The organism is Thiospirillum jenense, assembly GCF_014145225.1.
Classification (GTDB): domain Bacteria; phylum Pseudomonadota; class Gammaproteobacteria; order Chromatiales; family Chromatiaceae; genus Thiospirillum; species Thiospirillum jenense.
In genome coordinates this window covers 107183-128842 of the sequence record NZ_JABVCQ010000005.1, presented here as the reverse complement: position 1 = coordinate 128842, position 21660 = coordinate 107183, and the positions used below count along the sequence as shown (strand labels likewise).

14 protein-coding genes are annotated in these 21660 nt (G+C 45.8%); 7 read left to right on the top strand and 7 right to left on the bottom strand.

The genetic code is table 11. From position 1 onward, the window contains the following. Positions 1–39 precede the first annotated feature (39 nt). Both gluQRS and HUK38_RS03440 read left to right on the top strand, forming a co-directional pair. Positions 40–984 carry a tRNA glutamyl-Q(34) synthetase GluQRS gene (gluQRS, locus tag HUK38_RS03445; RefSeq protein ID WP_182582498.1) on the top strand — a complete coding sequence of 315 codons (945 nt, stop codon included), beginning with the start codon at positions 40–42 and terminating at the stop codon, positions 982–984. 50 nt (positions 985–1034) lie between these two features. Beyond that, positions 1035–3551 (top strand): glycogen/starch/alpha-glucan phosphorylase, encoded by a 2517-nt coding sequence (locus HUK38_RS03440; RefSeq protein ID WP_182582496.1) that lies wholly within the window; start codon positions 1035–1037, stop codon positions 3549–3551. A 28-nt stretch (positions 3552–3579) separates the two neighbouring features. On the opposite strand, the gene HUK38_RS03435 is transcribed toward HUK38_RS03440, so the two are convergent. Then, entirely contained in the window at positions 3580–4350 is a 771-nt protein-coding gene (locus tag HUK38_RS03435; protein WP_182582494.1) for an alpha/beta fold hydrolase, read from the bottom strand. A 69-nt stretch (positions 4351–4419) separates the two neighbouring features. Between HUK38_RS03435 and HUK38_RS03430 the strand changes: the two genes are divergently transcribed. Continuing rightward, a complete protein-coding gene (locus HUK38_RS03430; RefSeq protein ID WP_238787425.1) occupies positions 4420–5979 on the top strand; it encodes an ArnT family glycosyltransferase in 1560 nt (519 codons plus the stop codon). A gap of 90 nt (positions 5980–6069) precedes the next feature. Here HUK38_RS03430 and HUK38_RS03425 read toward each other — a convergent pair whose 3' ends face one another. The 3 genes from HUK38_RS03425 to hisA all read right to left on the bottom strand — a co-directional run bounded on the left by HUK38_RS03425 (position 6070) and on the right by hisA (position 8451). Next, positions 6070–7215, bottom strand: coding sequence for a DNA adenine methylase (locus HUK38_RS03425; protein ID WP_182582490.1), 1146 nt, complete (start codon positions 7213–7215; stop codon positions 6070–6072). 157 nt (positions 7216–7372) lie between these two features. Next, positions 7373–7705, bottom strand: coding sequence for a phosphoribosyl-ATP diphosphatase (locus HUK38_RS03420; RefSeq protein ID WP_182582488.1), 333 nt, complete (start codon positions 7703–7705; stop codon positions 7373–7375). Then, positions 7702–8451, bottom strand: a complete 750-nt coding sequence (hisA, locus tag HUK38_RS03415) for a 1-(5-phosphoribosyl)-5-[(5-phosphoribosylamino)methylideneamino]imidazole-4-carboxamide isomerase (RefSeq protein WP_182582486.1) — start codon at positions 8449–8451, stop codon at positions 7702–7704. The genes HUK38_RS03420 and hisA overlap by 4 nt, the downstream gene beginning before the upstream one ends. 152 nt (positions 8452–8603) lie before the next feature. On the opposite strand from hisA, the gene kdsB reads away from it, so the two are divergent. Next, on the top strand, positions 8604–9386 hold the full coding sequence (kdsB, locus tag HUK38_RS03410; protein WP_182582484.1) for a 3-deoxy-manno-octulosonate cytidylyltransferase: 783 nt from the start codon (positions 8604–8606) through the stop codon (positions 9384–9386). A 10-nt stretch (positions 9387–9396) separates the two neighbouring features. Here kdsB and tagH read toward each other — a convergent pair whose 3' ends face one another. Then, positions 9397–10701 carry a type VI secretion system-associated FHA domain protein TagH gene (gene tagH / locus HUK38_RS03405; RefSeq protein ID WP_182582482.1) on the bottom strand — a complete coding sequence of 435 codons (1305 nt, stop codon included), beginning with the start codon at positions 10699–10701 and terminating at the stop codon, positions 9397–9399. A 95-nt stretch (positions 10702–10796) separates the two neighbouring features. Between tagH and HUK38_RS03400 the strand changes: the two genes are divergently transcribed. The 3 genes from HUK38_RS03400 to fliW all read left to right on the top strand — a co-directional run bounded on the left by HUK38_RS03400 (position 10797) and on the right by fliW (position 17719). Continuing rightward, positions 10797–15701: a glycosyltransferase gene (locus HUK38_RS03400; protein ID WP_182582480.1), complete on the top strand. Its 4905-nt coding sequence runs from the start codon at positions 10797–10799 to the stop codon at positions 15699–15701. A 38-nt stretch (positions 15702–15739) separates the two neighbouring features. Next, positions 15740–17179 (top strand): autotransporter outer membrane beta-barrel domain-containing protein, encoded by a 1440-nt coding sequence (locus HUK38_RS03395; RefSeq protein ID WP_182582477.1) that lies wholly within the window; start codon positions 15740–15742, stop codon positions 17177–17179. A gap of 114 nt (positions 17180–17293) precedes the next feature. After that, complete coding sequence (gene fliW, locus HUK38_RS03390) at positions 17294–17719, top strand: flagellar assembly protein FliW (RefSeq protein ID WP_182582476.1); 426 nt, start codon at positions 17294–17296, stop codon at positions 17717–17719. 308 nt (positions 17720–18027) lie between these two features. Here the strand turns inward: fliW and HUK38_RS03385 are convergent, their stop codons facing one another. Further along, a complete protein-coding gene (locus HUK38_RS03385; protein ID WP_182582474.1) occupies positions 18028–20649 on the bottom strand; it encodes a glycosyltransferase in 2622 nt (873 codons plus the stop codon). Positions 20650–20731: 82 nt separating this feature from the next. Continuing rightward, positions 20732–21634, bottom strand: coding sequence for a 50S ribosomal protein L11 methyltransferase (gene prmA, locus HUK38_RS03380; RefSeq protein WP_182582473.1), 903 nt, complete (start codon positions 21632–21634; stop codon positions 20732–20734). Positions 21635–21660 lie beyond the last annotated feature (26 nt).

Sequence of the window (21660 nt, the reverse complement as noted above, 5' to 3'; positions counted from 1 at the left end):
TGGTGAAGCGACAGCCCTTCCGTTGGCAACGAGGGCGATGTGCCAAAAACTGCTGACCAATCAACGCCTTATCCCGCCGCAACCCACTACTGCGGGCGGTTTGCCCCCTCACCGAGCGGGGCGTTGCACAGGGGATCACTGGCAACGGCGGTGGGCAGTTTTGCTGACGCCCGAGCGCACGGCGGCGCTTGGCGGGTGCGAATTGATGACTTGGATCAAGCGCGAACGGTGCCGGGCGCCGCAGCCGACATCTTGCGCACCCTCGACGCCTTTGGCTTGCACTGGGACGGCGAAATCCGCTATCAACACCAGCATTTGGAGCATTATCACGCCGCGCTGGCGCAGTTACGCCGCGACGGACACTGTTACCCGTGCGGCTGTTCACGCACCAACATCGCCGCCACCGCCCGCGCAGGCGAGTGCGGCGCTATCTACCCCGGCACTTGCCGCGCCGGCTTACCACCCGGCACCATCGCCCGCAGCGAACGCCTGCGCACCCCCGATCAAATGATAATTGTCACCGACCGTCTGCACGGGTTCATTCAACAAAACTTATTTCACGACTGCGGCGATTTTATTTTACGCCGAGCGGATGGGTTCATTGCGTATCAATTCGCCGTCGTCATTGACGATGCACTGGACGGGATTAATCAAGTGGTGCGCGGCGCCGATTTATTACACGCCACGCCGCGCCAATGTTATTTGCAACACTTACTCGGGCTGGCGCGGCCGCAATACGCCCATTTACCATTGGTAATAGATGCACACGGGCGGAAATTATCCAAATCTGATGCCGCCGCACCGGTGTTAATCAATCAGCCGATTAAAACCCTGCGCCACATTTGGCATTGGTTAGGCCAAGCGCCGCTACCGATTGAATTAACCACCGTGCGCGAATTTTGGCAAGCTGCTATACCACTGTGGTCATTCACCACCATTCCACTCACCGCTAAACCATTACCGAATTATTCATGCTCGACTTAATTCAACGCGCAATTACTTTACCCTTTACTCTGCACACGAGAAGTGATTCCATGACTACACCTACTGACACCACCTGTACTATCAAACCGGCGGATGATAATCGCCCCAAACACGAGCGCATTCGTACCGGTTTATCCAAACACGCATTGCAAAAAGCCTTTAATGACAACCTGTTTTATATTCAAGGGCGTTTTCGTGAAGTCGCCACGCGAAATGATTTATACATGGCGGCGGCATTTACTGTGCGCGACCGATTATTAGAACGCTGGTTAAAATCCGCCCGCACATTTAAAGAACATAATTCCCGCACCGTCGCGTATTTATCCGCCGAGTTTTTAATTGGGCCGCAATTGGCCAATAACATGTTAAATCTTGGCATTACCGACACCGCCCGCGCCGCTGGTGATGAATTAAATCTGGATTTTGATGAATTGATTGAAACCGAAGAAGAACCCGGCTTGGGCAATGGTGGATTAGGCCGCCTCGCCGCCTGTTTTATGGATTCATTAGCCACTTTGCAAATCCCCACCATTGGCTACGGCATTCGCTATGAATTCGGTATTTTTGACCAAATGATTGTGGATGGTTGGCAAGTTGAAAAGGGCGATACTTGGCTGCGCAATGGCAATCCCTGGGAAATACCACGGCCGAAAATTGTATTCCCGGTTGGCTTTGGCGGGCGGGTTGAACAATACCGCGATGATCATGGTGAAATGCGCCGTCGCTGGGTGCCGGATTTAGTTGTCAATGGCGTTGCCTATGACACACCAATCATGGGTTATGGCGTTGGCAACGTCAATTTATTAAGATTGTGGAAATCAGAAGCGCCAGAATCCTTTGATTTTCAAGCCTTTAACGTCGGTAATTATTACGGCGCCGTCCATGCCAAAATTGAAGCAGAAACCATTTCTAAAGTGCTATACCCGAATGATGAACCGGGCGTTGGAAAAGAATTGCGCTTAAAACAACAATTCTTTTTTGTCTCCTGTTCATTGCAAGACATGATTCGTTTGCAATTAGGCATTGCCGGTTCATTAGATCAATTCCACGAAAAATTCGCCATTCAATTAAATGATACGCATCCGTCGTTAGCCATTGCTGAATTGATGCGGTTATTAATGGACGAATACAGAATGCCCTGGGAACAAGCGTGGCACATCACCCAGCAAAGTTGTCATTTCACCAATCACACGCTACTGCCCGAAGCATTAGAAACCTGGCCGATTGATTTATTCGAGCGGTTATTACCACGCCATTTGGAAATCATTTACGGGATTAACCAACGGTTTCTTGATGAAGTACGCATTCATTTTTTTGCGGATGAAACCCGCGTGCGGTGCATGTCGTTAATTGATGAAGATGGCGGGCGGCGCTTGCGCATGGCACATTTAGCTGCCGTCGGTAGTTGTGCGATCAATGGCGTGGCTGAATTGCACAGCAATTTATTAAAAACAACGGTCATGCGCGATTTTAATGACCTGTGGCCGGAGCGATTTCATAATATCACCAATGGCGTGACTCCGCGCCGCTTTATGGTGGTTGCTAATCCGCGTTTAACGAGGTTAATTACCAAAACCATTGGCCATGATCGCTGGATACGCGAATTAGAAACCCTGCGTGCATTAGAAGACTATGCCGATGATGCCGCCTTACAAGAAGTATGGCGCGACATTAAAACGGCGAATAAACGTGACCTGTCTAATTGGTTAGGGCAGCAAACTGGTTGTTTAGCCGACCCGGAAAGTTTATTTGATGTGCAAGCCAAACGGATTCACGAATACAAGCGTCAACATTTGAATATATTGCACATCATTTCGCTTTATCAACGCTTAAAAAATGATCCTCATGCGGATATAACACCCCGTACTTTCATTTTCGGGGGCAAAGCCGCGCCGGGCTATTTTCTTGCCAAATTGATGATTAAACTCATTAACGCGGTGGGAGAAGTCATTAATCATGACCCGCAAGTCAATGGTCATTTGCGGGTGTTATTTATGCCCGATTTTAGCGTGAAAAATGGGCAGCGATTGTATCCCGCCGCCGATTTATCCGAGCAAATTTCATTAGCCGGCAAAGAAGCATCCGGCACTGGTAATATGAAATTTTCAATGAACGGCGCCCTGACAATTGGCACATTGGACGGCGCGAATGTTGAAATTAGAGAAGAAGTTGGCGCGGACAATTTCTTTTTATTCGGCATGACCGCAGAAGAAGTGCAACAACGCCAAGCAGCCGGCTATGATCCTCGCGCTCTATACAATGGCGATATTGAAATTAAATCAATTATTGATTTGATTCACTCGGGGCTGTTTTCACACGGCGATACTGAATTGTTTCAACCTTTAACTGATAACCTAATTTATCACGATCCTTTTATGGTATTAGCTGATTTTCGTGCTTATGTTGACTGTCAAAAAACCGTAGATCAGGCGTTTCGTAATCCAGCATCCTGGAATCGCATGGCAATTTTGAATGTGGCGCGTATTGGCAAGTTCTCATCGGATCGTGCAATTAAAGAATACTGCGAACGCATTTGGAACATTGCACCTGCTCCAATTCCGCTTTAAACAAAGCCACCGATAGTTGAACGACAGATCAATTAGCAGCAATGATGTTTGTCAAAGTTTTGCGCAATTGATCTGGCGCTTCTAATAATGGATTATGACCGCAGTGATTGAAACAATGCCAGTGTGTTGCTGGGCGCAATTGTTTAATACGCGCAGCAATGGTGCTAAATTTTGCATCATTAGCACCCGTGATCCAATGCAATTGACCGGTGAATTGTGTTAATTGCGGCCAAGTGTTCGGCATATTAGCCAAACCAAAACAGTCTAAACACTGCGCTAATCCTTCTGCGCGCTGTTGCAAACGTTGTTGGCGTTGTTGTGTGAGTACGGCAGCCGGTAAATGCAATTGACTGGCGAATAACGGCTGCTGTTCCCACGCTGTGACAAATGCCTGAATACCTTGATAACGCAGGCAATCAATCCATTGCTGATCGGCATGGCGACGTTCATTACACGCAATTGTCGTTTCTAATCCGGGATGCGCCGCAATGATCGTTAAATGATTAAACCGCTGTGGTGCCATTGCCATTAATGCCAATGCTAATCGCCCGCCAAGTGAATAGCCAATTAAATGCGTCACCGAGGCGGGTAATGCGATTAATAGTTTGTTAATTGCATCGTTGAAATGACCAACGGGATCGACCGCCGTGCCATGTCCGGGTAAATCCAATGCAAATGCGTCTGTTTCATTTGGCCAACATAATTCCCAATCGCGCCCTAAACCAGTAAAGCCATGCAAGAGTGCGTATTGAATAGACGAGTGGTGTTGATTGTTGGTGGGTAAATGATGAATCAACATAATAAATGCTGCTATTGATTAAAAACTGTTGGATTTATTGGCAATTATTTAATCTTAATGTTAATTTTTATGACACGCATTTTCACATCAACTTGGGCATTGCTATTCATCGTATGGCTGGCATTTTTTTGGCAACTCGGCACGCCGCCATTATACGATTTAGATGAAGGCGCCTTTACCGAGGCGACCCGTGAAATGTTGGCAAGTGGCAATTTCATTACGCCACACTGTGATGGCGAGCCGCGTTATGATAAACCGGTTTTAATTTATTGGTTGCAAGCAGCAGCGGTTATTAGTTTAGGATTAAATGAGTTTGCATTCCGCTTACCATCGGCAATTGCCGCCACCTTATGGGTATTGGCCGTCTGGTTATTCGTGCGTCAGCAATTCAATCAAGCGACGGCGGCGGCGGCTGGATTTGCATTAGTTTTATCATTAGAAATTGGTTTAATTGGTAAAGCGGCGGTGGCGGATGCACTGCTTAATCTGTGGTTAGTATTAACATTTTTTGATTGCTACCGCTATTACTGTGCAACAACCGAGACGCGCCGCCAAGCATTATTGATACGGATTTATATTTGGCTAGGGTTGGGTTTTTTAACGAAGGGGCCGGTAGCAATCATACTACCGCTATTAACCACGCTGTTATTTTCACTCTCTAATAACACGCTGCGGCTTTGGTTTAATGCAATTGTAGCGCCCCGCGCTTGGCTAGTATTTTTACTCATCACATTACCCTGGTATTTAGCAATTTATTTCGACGACGGCGCGGGATTTTTTCGCAGTTTTTTCTTACATCATAATTTAGAACGCTTTGAAGGCGTCATTCACGGTCATCAGGGATTTGTCGGATATTATTTGGTGATGTTGCCGCTCATTACGCTACCATTTGCCGGTGTTATATTTAGAATGTTCACTGAGTGGCGACAACTTTGGGCAGATTCATTTAACCGTTTTATGATCTTGTGGTTTTTAACCGTATTTATTTTATTTTCATTTGCCAATACTAAATTGCCGCATTATTTGGTGTATGGCATGACACCGCTGTGCATTTTAATTGCGCGTTATCGGGAATTGCCGATTAACCGTTGGTTGGCGTTTATGCCCGCGTTAATTCTATTTAGTATTTTTTTCGTTTTGCCATTTCTCATGTACCCATTGGCCGCACTCACGACAGCGCATCTGTACACTCATGCCGTGCTGGTGGAAGGACAATCGGTGTTTAATTGGCAATATCATTTAGGAACTTTCGCGGCGTTAGTTGCAGTCATTGCGCTGTTTTTTGCAATTCAGTTCTCAGTTTGGCAGCGACTCTTATTAATCGGCGTGATTCAATTGGGGGTAGTCTCTGGTTTGGTATTGCCCGCGGTTCTCTCTACTTTGCAAGCGCCAATTAAAGACGCAGCATTATTTGCGCGGCAATTAAATGCACCAGTAGTCAGTTATCGAATAAGCCAGCCAAGTTTTAGCGTTTATCGTCAAGCAATAACGCCAGATCGCCCGCCCCAGCGGGGTGATATTGTATTAACGCGCATTGATCGTGCGGCGCGATTGCGAGCGCGTTATTCAGCAGAACAATTGGAAGTTTTGTATCAACGCGGCGCGATTTTATTACTGAAAATTAAATAAAATGGTGCGGTGCTATTTGTCACGATTAGATCACTTGCTAATACCAATGCGACGAATTAGCAGCACAAGTTGTTTAGCAAGCAGTCATTTTTATGCGTGCTTATCCAACAGAAAAATAAATTCCCGATGTGGCTGGTCAACTGCATTGAGCCACGCCTGCGTTGATTTCATGTCAGCCATGACATTTTTCTTATAATCAACCATCATCGTTTTAATACGCTTACCATGACGATTTAGGATTGCATCTAGCTCAACTGCATTGGCTTTACCGCCAGAACTATAGGAGAGCGCAACATAGCGCGCTGTCACGGTTTTAATTAAATTTTCAATAGCAGCGACGGCAATTGACTGTCCAGTTTCACTGCTGCGAAACGCTTCAAACACGCTAGGCGCTAATTGATCGCTGCTATCTTGACGGCGCAATGCCGCGCCAAATACTGCCGGTTTATCATGCTTGCAAACGGTTGTCCATAAATGATAATAGGCTGCATAACGCACCCGTGAAGGCGGCATTTTTTCATTATTGGAGCCGTAGGGCGGATCGAAGTACGCAAAATCTACTTGCGCGTGTTGAATGGTATCAAAGATGTCTTCTTTTAATACGATGTTGTCTTGGTTATTGATAAATACACGCGGAATTTTGAGTTGAAGACTGCGATAAGATCGCGGCGACCATTGCCGTAAATAAGACGTAAAGTGACCGAGGGTATTATCCACTTCATCCATTGCCAACATGAGACTGGTTAATGCAACGGCGCGATCTATTTCAGGTAAGCCTAATGCGTCTATTTCATCACGAATACCGTCAATTTTGCGCGTATTGTGTATTTGCCAGGGTTTTTTATTACCGTCTAATTGCGTTGCATTGCCGGCATAATCATAGCCGCCGTAATGAGTTGTGAACCAACCGTCATAGCCCGGTACGGCATTAAGATGGTCAATTAACGCGGTGTAAGCGGCAGGCGGTTTGCGATTTTTGAGATAACACACGCCGAAAATATAGGACCATTCGGAGATGTCATTGCTAATGACCTGCAACCCTAATTGTGCAAATGCTTGTGAGACGCGGGTGGTGCCAGAGAAACCATCTAATACCGTGCGCACAGTTAAATCGTCAAATAATGACAGAATATGGGGAATGAGTTTTAATTTGGATCCGGCGTATTTAATTCCTTGCGTCTCTGGAATGATTGGGACGAAGTGATTAAATAGTGACGCAGTTGAGTGATGACGCATGACGCAGAACAAAATATGTTTTTCACACGGGATGAACGATGCTCATCCCGTTAAATTTAATTCACTACCTGATTTGGCGGCAAATCTGTTATTCAATTATATTTTAGAACAGATGCCAGTTTAACCAGCATTTTTTGTTCTAAATAGCCTGCCAACATTATTGAGAACGCGCCGCTTTTTCGGCAATGCCTGACATACCAAACCGCCGTTCCAATTCAATGAGAACCGCATCAGGATGTAAGCCACGCGCTGCGAGTAATATTAAGCAATGAAACCATAGATCGGCGATTTCATAAATGATTTTATCATTATCATTGTCTTTTGCAGCCATCACTGTTTCTGTTGCTTCTTCACCGATTTTTTTCAAAATGGCATCTAATCCTTTTGCATACAGGCGAGCGACGTATGAAGTGTCAGGGTCAGCTAATTGACGTGCTTCCAGGACGTCAGCTAATTGAGTTAAGATGGCGCACTGCTGCTGTTGATTCATGTATTGACTCCCATTACCAACGCATCTGCTAATTGCTGTCCGGCAGCGAAATCTAAACTGCCAGTATAAATCGCTTGTCCCGTAATAGCACCAATGATGCCGCAGTGAGCAATAGCAGCCAGTGCGCTTACATCATTCAAATCAGTAATACCACCGGAGGCAATAATTGGTACTCCACTTATTTCGGCAAGCTGTTGTGTAGCAAGAATATTAGGGCCGGTCAACATGCCATCCCGGCCAATATCTGTATAAATAATCGCGGCGACACCATCGGCAGCAAAACGACGTGCTAATTCGCCAACTTGATAGGCAGTTATTTCTGCCCAACCACGAATTGCAATTTGACCATCACGCGCATCCAGACCAACAATAATACGTCCTGGGAAAGCGCGGCAGGCTTGGGCAACAAAGCCTGGTTCAATGATCGCTTGTGTACCTAAAATACACCATTGCACTCCGGCATCTAAATAAGTACCAATACTGTCTATATCGCGGATACCGCCGCCAACTTGAATAGGTAATGATGGATATGCATTCGCAATAGCATGAATCACCTCAGCATTTACTGGCTTGCCGGCAAAGGCGCCATTCAAATCCACTAAATGTAACCGCCGTGCACCTTGCATGACCCATTGCCCGGCCATTGCCACTGGATCATTACTAAAACGGGTTTCTTCATTCATTCGACCTTGTCGCAGTCGCACACAAATCCCGTCTTTTAAGTCTATTGCTGGAATGAGTAACATCGTTGTTGGTTCCGTGATTAAAATAAGTACATTTGAACACCGCCACGCCAGTTGTGAGTGCGGTATTGATTAAACGAGCGCGATTGAACTATGATATTCACGCACCGCAATTAAAGCAACCATTCATTTTTTAACTGACACTTATTGCCATTATGTTAAATCACAGTTTTATTGTTGTCATTCCCGCTCGCTTTGGTGCTACTCGCCTGCCGGGTAAGCCACTCATTTATATTAGCGGACGGCCAATGATTCAACATGTCTGGGAACGCGCCTGCCGTAGTCATGCCCAACACATTATTATTGCAACTGATGATATGCGTATAGCCACTGCATGTCGCGCATTTGGGGCAGAGGTGGCAATGACATCTAAGCATCATCGTAGCGGCACTGACCGTATTGCCGAAGTCAGCGATCAATACGGTTGGGCAGACGATACGTTAATTGTCAATTTACAAGGGGACGAACCTTGTATAGCACCTTCATTGCTTGATCAAGTGGCAGCGATATTAGCAGAACATTCAGAGGTTAATATGGCCACACTGTGCTATCCATTAGCAAATACGCAGCAACTATTTGATCGTAACGTTGTTAAAGTTGTTATCAATGCACATGGACAAGCGCTATATTTTTCACGCGCTCCTATCCCCTGGCAACGTGATGCCTTTCACTCATTTGACCAAAGTTCACTGCCAAGTCAATTACCTATTAATACAGAATTTTTGCGTCATATTGGGTTATACGCTTACCGCGCCGGTTTTTTACGGCGCTATGTTAAATGGCCGCCAGTGGCATTGGAGCAGGCGGAAGCACTGGAACAATTGCGCGTTTTATATTACGGTGAACGTATTCAAGTGGCCATGGCAATAGAACAACCTGGGCGTGGAGTGGATACGCCACAGGATTTGATTGCTGTTCAACAACTTCTCGGTGATTAAGCGTTCGATACTACTTTAATTTTTCTTCATACGCCCGCGCAAATTCTTGACCGATGAACTTATAAAAATCGTTTTCCAGATTGGCCTGCAATGCGGCATGATATTTTTGATAAAATGCCCAGGGGGAATGATTAAATGACAAGCGGGCGGTTTGTTTATTCGACAGTCGTTCGGTTTCCACTGTCGCAGGCGAGACCTGCTGTAATAATTCTATCATGGCAATTTGCATAGCTAAAACCACCGCCTGTTCATGTTTTTGAATGTCAGTAAATGCTTCAGTAAATGCCGCTTCTGCATCCAAAAATCCGGTGCGTTTTTCAATAAAACAACTTAGTGCCTGTTCAGCATTTGGTGAAAATTTTAATGGATTATTTTCGGTGGGTTTGATAAGCGTGGGCGCTGCCCGTAAGCGACTTTTAAATGCTGCCCGCGCCTGTAAAACATCAATCATACCCTGCGTAAACAAGCGAAATAAACGTCCCAACTGTTCGAATAATGCCGTACTTTCCGCGGCTGTCAAAGTTGCCGGCGGCGTTATTCCTAATCCCTGAAAAAACGCCGTCAATAACTGTTCATTTAGCATTGGCGAATTTAAAACAGCAGCAGCTGGGAATGGTGTTAATGATGGAATGGTATCTGCTAATGGATCAACTGTATTGAGATTTGCTGGCATAACTGGTAATGGCAGCGTTGCCGCCAATTCATCCATTTTATTGCCTATAATCGGTGGCGTCACACCCGGCGATGGCATGGTTGCAGCTAATATATCAATCGGTGTATTTGTTGCTGGGAGCGGCATTGTTTCAGCCAGCATATCTTGTACTTTTTCATTCAGTGGCGGTATTGTTGTTGCGGGCAATGGCTGCGTAACTGCTAATGCCGATGGCGGTAAATCGAATAAAGATTCAGTCGCAGGCAACGGAATTGTTGCTTCTGTCGCATCACGTTTCAACGGTTCTGATGGTGGTAATTGCTTTGCAGTCACCGTCGATTCTTCTAGTAATTCAACTTGAATCGCATAATCGCTAATATAAAGTGTATCGCCATGTGCCAATATTGTCGGGCGGCCTTTCGGCAAAATTGTTTCTGTTTGATTCAAAAATGTTCCATTAGCACTCGTATCTTCAACATAATAGCTACCGCGATAATACAGGACTCGTGCATGATGACTAGATACAACCCGTTCGGGATCAGAAAGCACCCAATCATTATCACGGGTACGACCAATGGTGCCGCCACGATAATGAAACTCAATCGTTGGATCGGTGTTGAGCAATTGTGCTTGCACATCGGAAAGTGTGAGTTTTAAATACATGATTGCGCAGTAAAATAATGGCTATGTTAGTTCAATTGTGATTGAAAAATTCGATGGTTTTTGAATAAAACTGTTATAGTTTGCAACGAGTCACAATGTATCAAAAAAATTGCCGCCACTGTGAAATTTTGATTCCAGTTTATAACGGTGACACACAGGTGCGCCGCTGTATTACCAGCGTTCTTAAGACCGCCCCATCATTTTGCACTGTGACAATATTAGATGACGCGAGTACCGATTGGTGTTTGCTTGATTGGTTGAAACAACAGACAATACAAGATGCACGTTTGAAACTAATTAGTCATCAAGAAAACCTCGGTTTTGTCGGCAATGTTAATCGTGGATTAGCCGCCGCAACTAGCGATGTTATTGTACTGAATTCCGACACGATTGTCACCGCACATTGGGTAGAAAAATTATACACATGTGCCAATTCTAATGCAAAAATTGGTATCGTTTGCCCATTGTCTAATTACGCCACTATTCTCTCTGTGCCTGACATGAATCGCAATAACCCATTGCCAACCGGGTTAGATATCAGCAGCTTTGCTCAGTTAATAGAAACATGCGCCAATCGCAGCTATCCACGCTTACCCGTTGCAGTGGGTTTCTGTATGTTAATTCGGTTCGCCGTATTAAAACAAGTGGGGCTTTTACATACCGCATTTCACCGAGGTTATGGTGAAGAATGCGATTTGTCTTTACGCACATGGCAAGCAGGTTTTGAAATCGCTTGTTGTGATGACTGTTTTGTTTATCATGCCGGCGAAGGCAGTTTTGCGACCGTTGTCGGCATGGCGCCTATTAAAAAACGTAATGAGCAAACATTGCAAACGCGCTGGCCATTTTATAATCAGCTCATTCAGTGTTATTGTCAAATCAATCCACTGCTAGACACCCAAGAACGAATTAAAACAGCGCTTTGTCATCATCAAGGTGATTCCGCACCGCATCTATTGCAAGTATTACATGCCTATGCCAGTTTGGGCGGTACCGAATTGCACTCCCGGCACATTATTGATGGCATCGCCGATCAATGGCGTGTCACCGTATTATTTCCTGATGTCGTGACCAATCCTTATACAACATTTGAAACGGTTGCGCATAATGAATTCGTGCGGGTTCTCAAATACCCTAAACACATTGCGCAAGATGAATTAGTCATTTTTGGTCATAGCGCATCATTGCAACATTCAGAAACTGAGCAGATATTTGCGCAACTCATTCGCGGCGGGCATGTTCAAATTGTTCATTTTCAACATTTAATTGGTTGGCGCACTTTAAGACTGCCTTTAATTGCCAAAACCCTCGGTGCTAAAGTCGTTTTATCATTACACGATTATTATCTATTTTGTCCCGTCTATGATTTACTATTACCAAGTGGACGCAGTTGTGGTCAACATCAACCTAATGCAAATGATCCCAAGTGCCGCAACTGTTTAACGCATTACACTCGCCCTTTAATCACGCCTGAAAAATTGGATGATTATTTAACTCAGCGTCACCAACAACTTAAAGCAATGTTTGCATGTTGCGATGTGATTGTTGCGCCTTCGATGTATGTTAAACAGTGTTTTGCTAAAGTCTATGGCGATCAATTAACCGAAAAATTACAGGTTATTGAACACGGCATTCCTCATCTTGGCAAACCTGTTTCCCATAAAACTGCTAAACAATTTCGTATTGGTGTCTTTACGAACATGACGCGCCGCAAAGGTGCAGATTTATTAATTAAAGCCATTCAAAAATTGCGGCAACTTGATTCAGATCACCGCATCCATATTCAACATCACGGCGGCGCAAATGAAACTTATCGGGCGCAATTGGCGGCAACCGGCGTTACCGTATGCGGCAGTTATTCACTCGCAACGTTGCGCCAATTAATCACCGCAATTGATTTAGCGGTTGTCCCGTCTATCTATGAAGAAACCTTTTGTTTAACCGTTGCAGAATTACAATCATTAGGGGTGCCTGTCATTGCCTTTGCAGTCGGCGCAATTAATGAACGTATTCAAGATGAAGTCACCGGTTTTTTAGTCACACCAATTACAGCTGAGGCACTGGCGCAGCGTATTATGTCATTGATGACACGCAATTCAGCGTTAGTGCAGGTGCGGCGTCAATTGCGCACCACTTCGCCAATTAAATCTTTAGCTAATAATATCGCTGACTACGCGGCACTGTATCGTCATTTAATAAAAACGCCCGCGTTGCCATTGCCTATTGCAATTGATTTGAACGAATTAAACCCGCCGCTACTTGACACAATTTTCACCTCAATTGATCCAGACTGGCGTGAATGGCAACAGGGATATGGTACGGCATCCTATCGGCAATGGTTGGAACTAAATATTAAACATCCATCTCCGCTGGGCGCGGTGGATGCAACGCAGTTTGATTTAGTCATTATTGAAACTGAGCGCCTAAATAACGAATTAAACTTAACATTGGCGAGTTTAAAAACTGCCGCGCAAGCCGGCGCTCGTGTGATTATTATTAGTCATTTTGATTTACCCTTAACCGCCGATGAAGAGCCAATTAAAAATATCATTTGGGTAAAACAACCCGCCACGCATGATCTTGCGCGTGTTTTGAATCACTGGATTGTTGAACAGGGGCGTCATTGGATAGCATTATTACCCTGTGGTGATCGGCTCGCACCAAATGCAATTCAGATTTGGTCAGCCTATTTGCAACACACTTTGTCGTGGCGGTTTATCTATTTTGATGAAGACATGATTGCCGAAGATGGGCGGCGCTATCAAGGATTATTTAAACCAGATTGTAACTTAGATTTATTGCGTTCACACAACATCATTGGTCAATGTGCATTGATACAGCGTGATGCGTTTATTGCGGTAGGTGGATTGCGTTTTTATCCACACGCTGGGCTATATGATCTGTGTTTAAAACTAATTGATAAACACGGGGTAAATTGTATTGGTCATATTCCACACGTTATTTATCATCGTCACGACCGCCATCTATTATCATCACCGACAGCAATTGAGACTGGGACGATGAAAAAAGCGCTCGCCGCGCATTTAGACCGTCAACAACTCTCTGGCACCATTCATCAAACCGACGTTGCGGGTATTTTTTGGATTGATTATGCGCGGCCGCGGCGCATCGCATTTACTTTAATTATTTTAACCAATGGTGATGGCACCCAAGTCGCTGAAACGATTGATAATGTGCGTTCTATTGCTAATCATTTTACCGTTACCGTGCTTGATTTTCGACAACGCGCTGGCTCAATTTGGTCAGCATTACAACAGCGCAAACGCGATGTGTCAATTCAATTGGTGCGGGTGCAAGCTGGAAATCCTGTTGCTGCTGCATTAAATCAAGCAATTAACCACGCGACCACAGAATTCATTTGTATTACCCACGATGGCATTAGATTTCATACCCACCATGCGTTAAACATTCTGTGGGGATTATTAACGCGGACAGATGTTGCACTAGCAGCCCCCTGCATTCTTGATTCCAATAACACGATTGTACATGGCTATCCAATTGCGGGTTTTTGGCCGTTTGGTGCTATAGGTCAATTACACGCCGGCGAAACATTAGGGCAAGCGGGTTATTTACAGCGCAATTTATGTGTGCAAAATTGTGTCACCGTGACTGACCGTTTTTTTGTTTTGCGGCGCAGTGCATTTCATACAATTAAAGGATTTAATGAACAGCAATTTCCGAATGCGTGGTATTTACTCGATGCGGGATTGCGTCTCACGCAGGCGGGTTATAGAAATGTTTGGACTCCTCATGCAACCATCGTAGAAATCCATGAAGGGAGCTTTTATCAACAGCGCCGTACCACATTAAATGAAACCGAAGTTGCCAATGAAGTGGCACACTTATATGACCATTGGTTGAATGAACTGGCGCATGATCCTGGGTATAATCCGCAATTAACATTGCGTGAATTTTCTTGTACACCCGCATTACATTTGGTGCATCAGTGTGATCCAGTGATTTATAAAAATCGCCCGCGTGTATTAGGATTTCCTGGTGATTATGCTGGCAGTGGTCATTATCGGGTGATTGATCCATTGCAATTGCTGCATACGCATGGGCTGGTGTGCGCTACGCTTACCCCTGAACCTCGGGCGGCGCGTACACCAAATGTGGTTGAATTGGCACGTCTCGAACCCACCACAATCCTGTTACATAATGCACTCTATGACCAGCACCTCCATGCGCTTTCGTTGTATTCACGCTACAGTGAGGCATTACGGATACTGTCACTGGATGACCTCATCACCGACCTGCCCGCGTGGAATCCGTTTCGCCAGACCAATTATCCAGACATGGAACGCCGTTTGCATGAAGCACTGGTACACTGTGATCGGTTGCTGGTTAGCACCGAGGCGCTCGCTACTGCCTATGCTGCGTATCATGCTGATATTCTTATTATTCCAAATCGGCTACGGCGCTCGCGCTGGTGTCTTGACGGGAAATTAGTACATGATCCAGCGCTGTCAGCAAGTGAACGCAAGCCACGCATCGGTTGGGCGGGTGCGATGCAGCATGAGGCGGATTTAGCGTGGTTAGCGCCCGTCGTTGCCGAGCTAAGTGCCGATGTGGAATGGCATTTTTTGGGATTTTGCCCATCAGCCTTGCAGCCTTACGCAACCTCGGTGACGCCGATGGTTGACTTTGCTCAGTATCCGCATACACTGGCAGCATTGGCGCTGGATGTTGCAATTGCGCCACTGGTGTTGCATGATTTTAACCGTTGTAAAAGCGCACTACGCCTCCTCGAATTTGGGATTTTAGGCGTCCCCGTTGTGTGTACGGATATTGAACCATATCGCCACGCACCAGTTGAACGGTTGCCGAATGATCCGGCGCAGTGGTTGGCGGCATTGCGGGCGCGTATTTTTGATTTAACTACTACTCGTGCTGACGGTGCGCAATTAAAACGCTGGGTCGAAACCCATTGGTTATTAGATGATGATCTCGATATATGGATGACTAGTTTGACCAAATAACTGGTCTTATTTTAATGAAATATGAGGAATAAAATGTAATGAAAACGGGTCAAAAAACGGCGGCGAGTGCTATTTTAGGGCTTGCTTTTGGCGGGGTATCAACGCTCGCGTTGGCAAATGACGGGAATGCGGTAGTGCGTAATACGTTCGATGCGGTGAGTAATTTGGTCAATACCAATCCAACAGAGCGCATTGCAGTCGCACAAGATGATAACAGCGTATCAGCCAGTGGTCAGCCAGTGATAGAAATAGCTAATACAACGGGCAATGATAATACGAATAGTGTGGCTAGCACGGTTGTTGATGCTTATCAAGCGAATGAGGGGACGCAATTAGGAGATGATCTCGGCGCGATTATTGATAGTAGCGTGACTGATCCTGCCGCCGCTGCGCAAGCATTAGCAGCAATTACTCCCGATCAAGTTGTGGTGCAAAACAATGTCGCTATACAACAGGTCAATCTTGGATCAGGAATAGTCACCGATCACATGACAGACTCACGCGGTTCGGGTGCGACTGTAGAAACGGGATTTAAGAGCAGTTTATTATTCAAACAAGCAACTGGTGGTGGCGCGAGTGCCGATGAACAATTCGGCAAATTCAGTACTTTTATGAATATGAAATATGCCAATAATACCCAAGATGCCAATAATTATACGACGGGTTATGCGACAAAAGATTGGTATCTAACGCTGGGCGCTGATTATCGGTTGAGTCCCAATCTAATTACGGGTTTGCTTGCTAATATGAGTCAGGGTAGTACCGATTATAATCGTGATAAAGGCACGATGGATAGTAACGGTTGGGGAATTGGGAGTTATGGTACCTATTATTGGGATAATGGCGGTTTTGTTGAAGGAATTGTTGGCTATAATAATAACAACTATGATTTAAAACGCAAAATTGCTTATTCGCTTGCAGCGAATGATACGATGGTGACTGTGAATCAAATCGCCAAGTCTAGTCCGGATGCTAAAATATTTTACGCCAGCATTGGTGGCGGTTATGCGATTGATCGGCAGGCTTTTACCATGACACCAAAGTTAAGTTTTAATTATTTGAAAAATGCGGTGGATGATTATCAAGAGCGCATGTCAAACCCCGATGCGCCGGGTGGTAGTTTGGCAATGACTTATACCGATCAAACTTATACATCATTGACGTCTAAATTGGGCGTGATGGTGGCAAAGGCAATTAGTACTGGTACTGGTGTATTAGTGCCACAAATGAGTGTTGATTGGGTGCATGAATTCGATAATGACCAACAGCGTTTAGATGCCGCTTTATTAAACGATGTGAGTAATACGCCGTTACCAATTATGACTGCAAAGCCTGACCGTAATTATTTTGATCTCGGATTAGGGCTTTCAGGTCAATTCGCACAAGGCCGTTCTGGTTTTGTTGCTGTCAACACGTTATTGGGGTGTGAAGATACCGATAACTACACCATTACAGGCGGGTTCCGTATGGAATTTTAATATGATCACATGTTGAATGCGATGGCGCCTGTGATTGATAACGTATGACAACAGGCGCGTCAAATAATGTAAACTGCTTGAATACTAGCTCAATTCTTTTTAAGGAGAGTCAATATGACAACCGATACCGCCCATGTTCCCCATGAAGCAGATAAAATCATTTCTTTTCCAGAAGGGATTCCCGGATTTGAGGAATATAAGCAGTATGTTTTATTTCACAGTGAAGAACAGGACAGTAATCTGTATTGGTTGGAATCCGTAGAGGCGCCGGAGATTCAATTCACATTGGTTGATCCAACGGTGTATGGCGTGAATTACACACTTGATCTCACGGATGAGGAGGAGGCGTTATTGCAATCTGAAGACCCGAATGAAATTCAGGTGTTTTTGATGTTGTCTAAAAAGCGGGCGCCGGACGCCGATAGCGCGAGTATTAATGCGAATATCGCTGGGCCTATTTTAATTAACGTGCGTACCCGTTTAGGAATGCAAAAGATATTGGTGCGTTCTCATGTTGAGGTACATATCATTCAAGATTAAAACAGTCATTTAATCTCTTTGTAAAACTCAGGAGTTACGCAGTTGGGCGGTAATTGATTGATCATTCCCTTGCTTCAGTGTAGGAACACATTCTGCTTTGAAAAAATCAATTAGTTAAAATCTAAGCTGCGCAATTTCTGATGGCATGAAACCTACGGTTACTGAGTGCGGGGTTGTTAAGTGCTAATTAACTGATAATTAAAACAGGACTTTATCGTCATTCCCGCGTATGCTGGAATCCAGTAGCACCGCACTCTGGTTGGGAATGACGACTGTATTAAATCAAGGTTAAAAGCATTCCGGCGCTTTTATTTTGCACTCGTCATCATCTCTGGTGTCTGCATTTCCGGCATAGTACCAATTAAACCGGCGGGTAGGCGCGTCCACGCACTAATCAATGACATCAAGAGCGCTGCGAAATATGGCACCGATTGTACTAATAATACTGCTGCCCAAACGCGCACATCCAGCATAAATCCATCTTCACGCTGTAATACACTGAATGCCGCAAGCCAAAATGCCAATAAGAAAATCACTTCTTCACGCGCATCGGCAATTGCACGAATGAACGCGGGCGCAGCCGCTAATTTGGGTGTGCGGAAAAATGGTAATTTACCCGACCACATCCCAGCAAACATCGCCATTGAAATCGTATGAGACAGCGCCAACCCAGCTAATCCAGCGGCAATACTTTGCCGTAATGTGGCAATAACACGGCGGCGATATAAAAAGAAACTTTTGGCCATTTTGAAGACAAATAACACCAATGGCACGAGCGCAACGGTCATATAGGGCGGAGTAATAGTAGTGGGCGCCATCACCATTGCCACCGACCATCCTAATGCCGCAAAGTTAAATAATAAATTAAATCCATCGGCAAACCACGGCAGCCAACCGGCAACGAAATGATAGCGTTGTCCGGCAGTCAATTGCGTCTTTTTTAATCCAAGAAACTCATGCCGATGATGAGCAAGAATACGCACCGCACCATAGGCCCAACGGAAGCGTTGTTTTTTGAAATCAGCAAAGCTATCGGGAATTAACCCGCGGCCGTAAGTCTGTGGAATGTATAAGGCTTTATAACCGCGTTCAAATAACCGCAAGCCCAATTCGGCATCTTCGGTAATACACCATTCACCCCAGCCATCCACCGCTGCTAGGGTTTCACGGCGAATCATTGTCATAGTGCCATGTTGAATAATGGCATTGCGTTCATTGCGCGTAATCATGCCAATATGAAAGAAGCCGCGATATTCGGATAAACACATTGCTTTGAATGCGTTTTGATCGCCATCCCGATAATCTTGCGGCGCCTGTACAATTCCCACTTCGGGATCAGCAAAGGCGGGAACTAAATCGCGTAACCAACGTTGATGCACAATATAATCGGCATCAATAACCGCCACGACTTCTGCTTGCGGCGCGGTATGACGCAATGCAAAGTTTAATGCACCCGCTTTAAAACCGGCTAATGGCGCGACATGAAAAAAGCGGAATTTTTCACCCAATTGCGCACAATAGGCTTGCACGGGTTCCCAAACGGCGGGGTCTTTCGTATTATTATCAATGACCAATACCTCGAATTGCGGATAATCCAATGCCGCCAGCGCATCGAGTGTTTCAATTAATAAATCCGGCGGTTCATTATAGGCGGGAACATGAACTGATACGAACGGCAGTTCATTATCTTGTACATCACGGCGTGGGAATGGACGCCGCCATTGCCGCAACCATAATGCCTCAGCCCATTCGTGCGCTTCCGCAACTAATAAAACAATTACCCCAAATCCACCAACTAATAATAATACCCCAACCACAGCGGTGGCGGGCGTCATGTATTGGCGCGTGTAATCATAAATAATCCAGACGGCGGCAGTGGAAATGGCATACGTCATTAATGCCAAAAAGCCTTTGCCGGAGGATGAGAGAGTGGAGCTGTCCCGATACACTAATAATAATAAAATGACGCCAATTCCCACTGATAGCGCCGCTAATTCCTGCCAATGCGGAATGCGCACAATCGGTTGAGTAAAGGTGAATTTTTGCTCACGTTCCGCATTATAAATCCCCCAATAAGTTCCAATGGCACCTTCCACCTGCGCTTTCCATGGTTGGTCAAATGCCTCCATGACGTAATAAATCAAGCCGTTTTTTTCCGCTTCAGTTAAAAAGCGCCGTAAAAACCGCGTTTGATTCGCTTGTGATGCTTCTGCCGCTCGATAACTGCGTCCATTACTCGGCCAACCCACTTCACCAATGATGACTTGTTTATCGGGAAAAGCCGTTTTTATTTCATTATAGCGGCTCAACGCATACTCAACCGCTTTATCAACCGGCAGTCCTTCCCAATAGGGTAATAAATGAATCGTAATGAAATCAACGTGATTAGCTAATTCAGGATATTTCAACCAAACATGCCAGGGTTCAGCGGTGCTGACTGGAACGTGCGTCACTTCTCGAATACGATCTAAATACCCCATGAGGGTTTTAGCTGACGCATCCCGGCGCAGCAACGTTTCATTCCCAACCATCACGCGCACGACATTGCGATGCCCAGCGCGCAATACCGTCATTAAACGCTCTAATTCGGCGCGATTGGCTTTATCATCCGATCCAATCCACGCGCCTAATGTGACATTCAAATTATGCGCCCGCGCCAGACGTGGAATTTCAATTAACGTACTCTTGACTTCATAAGTACGCACCGCGTGCGCTTTGCCTTCTAATAATGCAAGGTCAGCATCTATTTCAGCAATGGTCGGATAATTATTTTTCGTGGGATCGTTATAAGCGCGCATCGGGGCAAATGAAAACCCTTGAATACGCGAAGGCCATGGTGGCTCATCAATCGGGCGATTGAGTAATCCCCACATCGCAATGGTTAATAACGCCATGATGAGCGGAATCAAGAAAGTAATGGATCGTTTCATAATGCGCTATTCCAACAAACCGATTAAAAACCCGAATTGTTAGCTGTGAAGATCGCCGCGCTGCTCATGGCTGAACAGTGAATTAAGCGGCGCGGTTAATTGCCCGTCGTGCGTGTAATAACGCCCATTCATCCTGCAATTGCACGGGTGCAAAGTGCATGATAGGTTGATACGCGGCCATCACCGCGTCCACCTGATGCGCAAGAATACCAGATAATACCAAATGACCGTTTTCATTGACCAATGCGCACAAGTGCGGCGCCAATTCAATTAACGGTTTGGCCAAAATATTGGCAATGACCACCGCCGCCGGTTCAATTGCTGATGCCATTGGCGATGTAATCAATAACCGCTCGGTCACGTTATTGACTGCCGCATTGGCCGCTGTCGCTTCTAATGCTTGCGGATCATGGTCAATCGCAATTGCCCGCGCCGCGCCTAATTGAATTGCCGCAATGGCTAAAATACCCGACCCACAGCCATAATCAATTACGGTTTCATTTAATAACTGCGCCTGCGCTAACCATTGCAAACATAATGCAGTGGTCGGATGATCGCCCGTGCCAAATGCCAAGCCCGGATCCAATTTGACCACCGCCGCGTCCGTCGGCAACGTCAGCGCCGCCAATTGCTCCTGCGCCCCGACCCACAGGCGGTCGGCAAAACACTGCGGCTGGCGGTGTTTGAGCCACGCCCGTTCCCAGGGTTGATCGGCAAGTGGTTGAATTGTCGGCACTTCTGTCAAGTAGCCAGCCAACAGTTGGGCGCTGTGCTGCGCCTGCGCCTGACCGACGGGGGTATTTTCAAACAGCGCCTGAATGCGCACCACCGCCCACAACGGCGTGGTGTCGAGCGCCGGTTCGAGGATCGGATCATCACCGCCATCTTGTAACGTCACGGCCGACGCGCCCGCCCGTTCCAATGCCGCCTCCAATTGCGGCGCGGCGGTGGGCGTGGTGGTCAGCGTGAGCGCGAGCCAAGACATGTTGAATGACCGCTAATGAAAAGTTG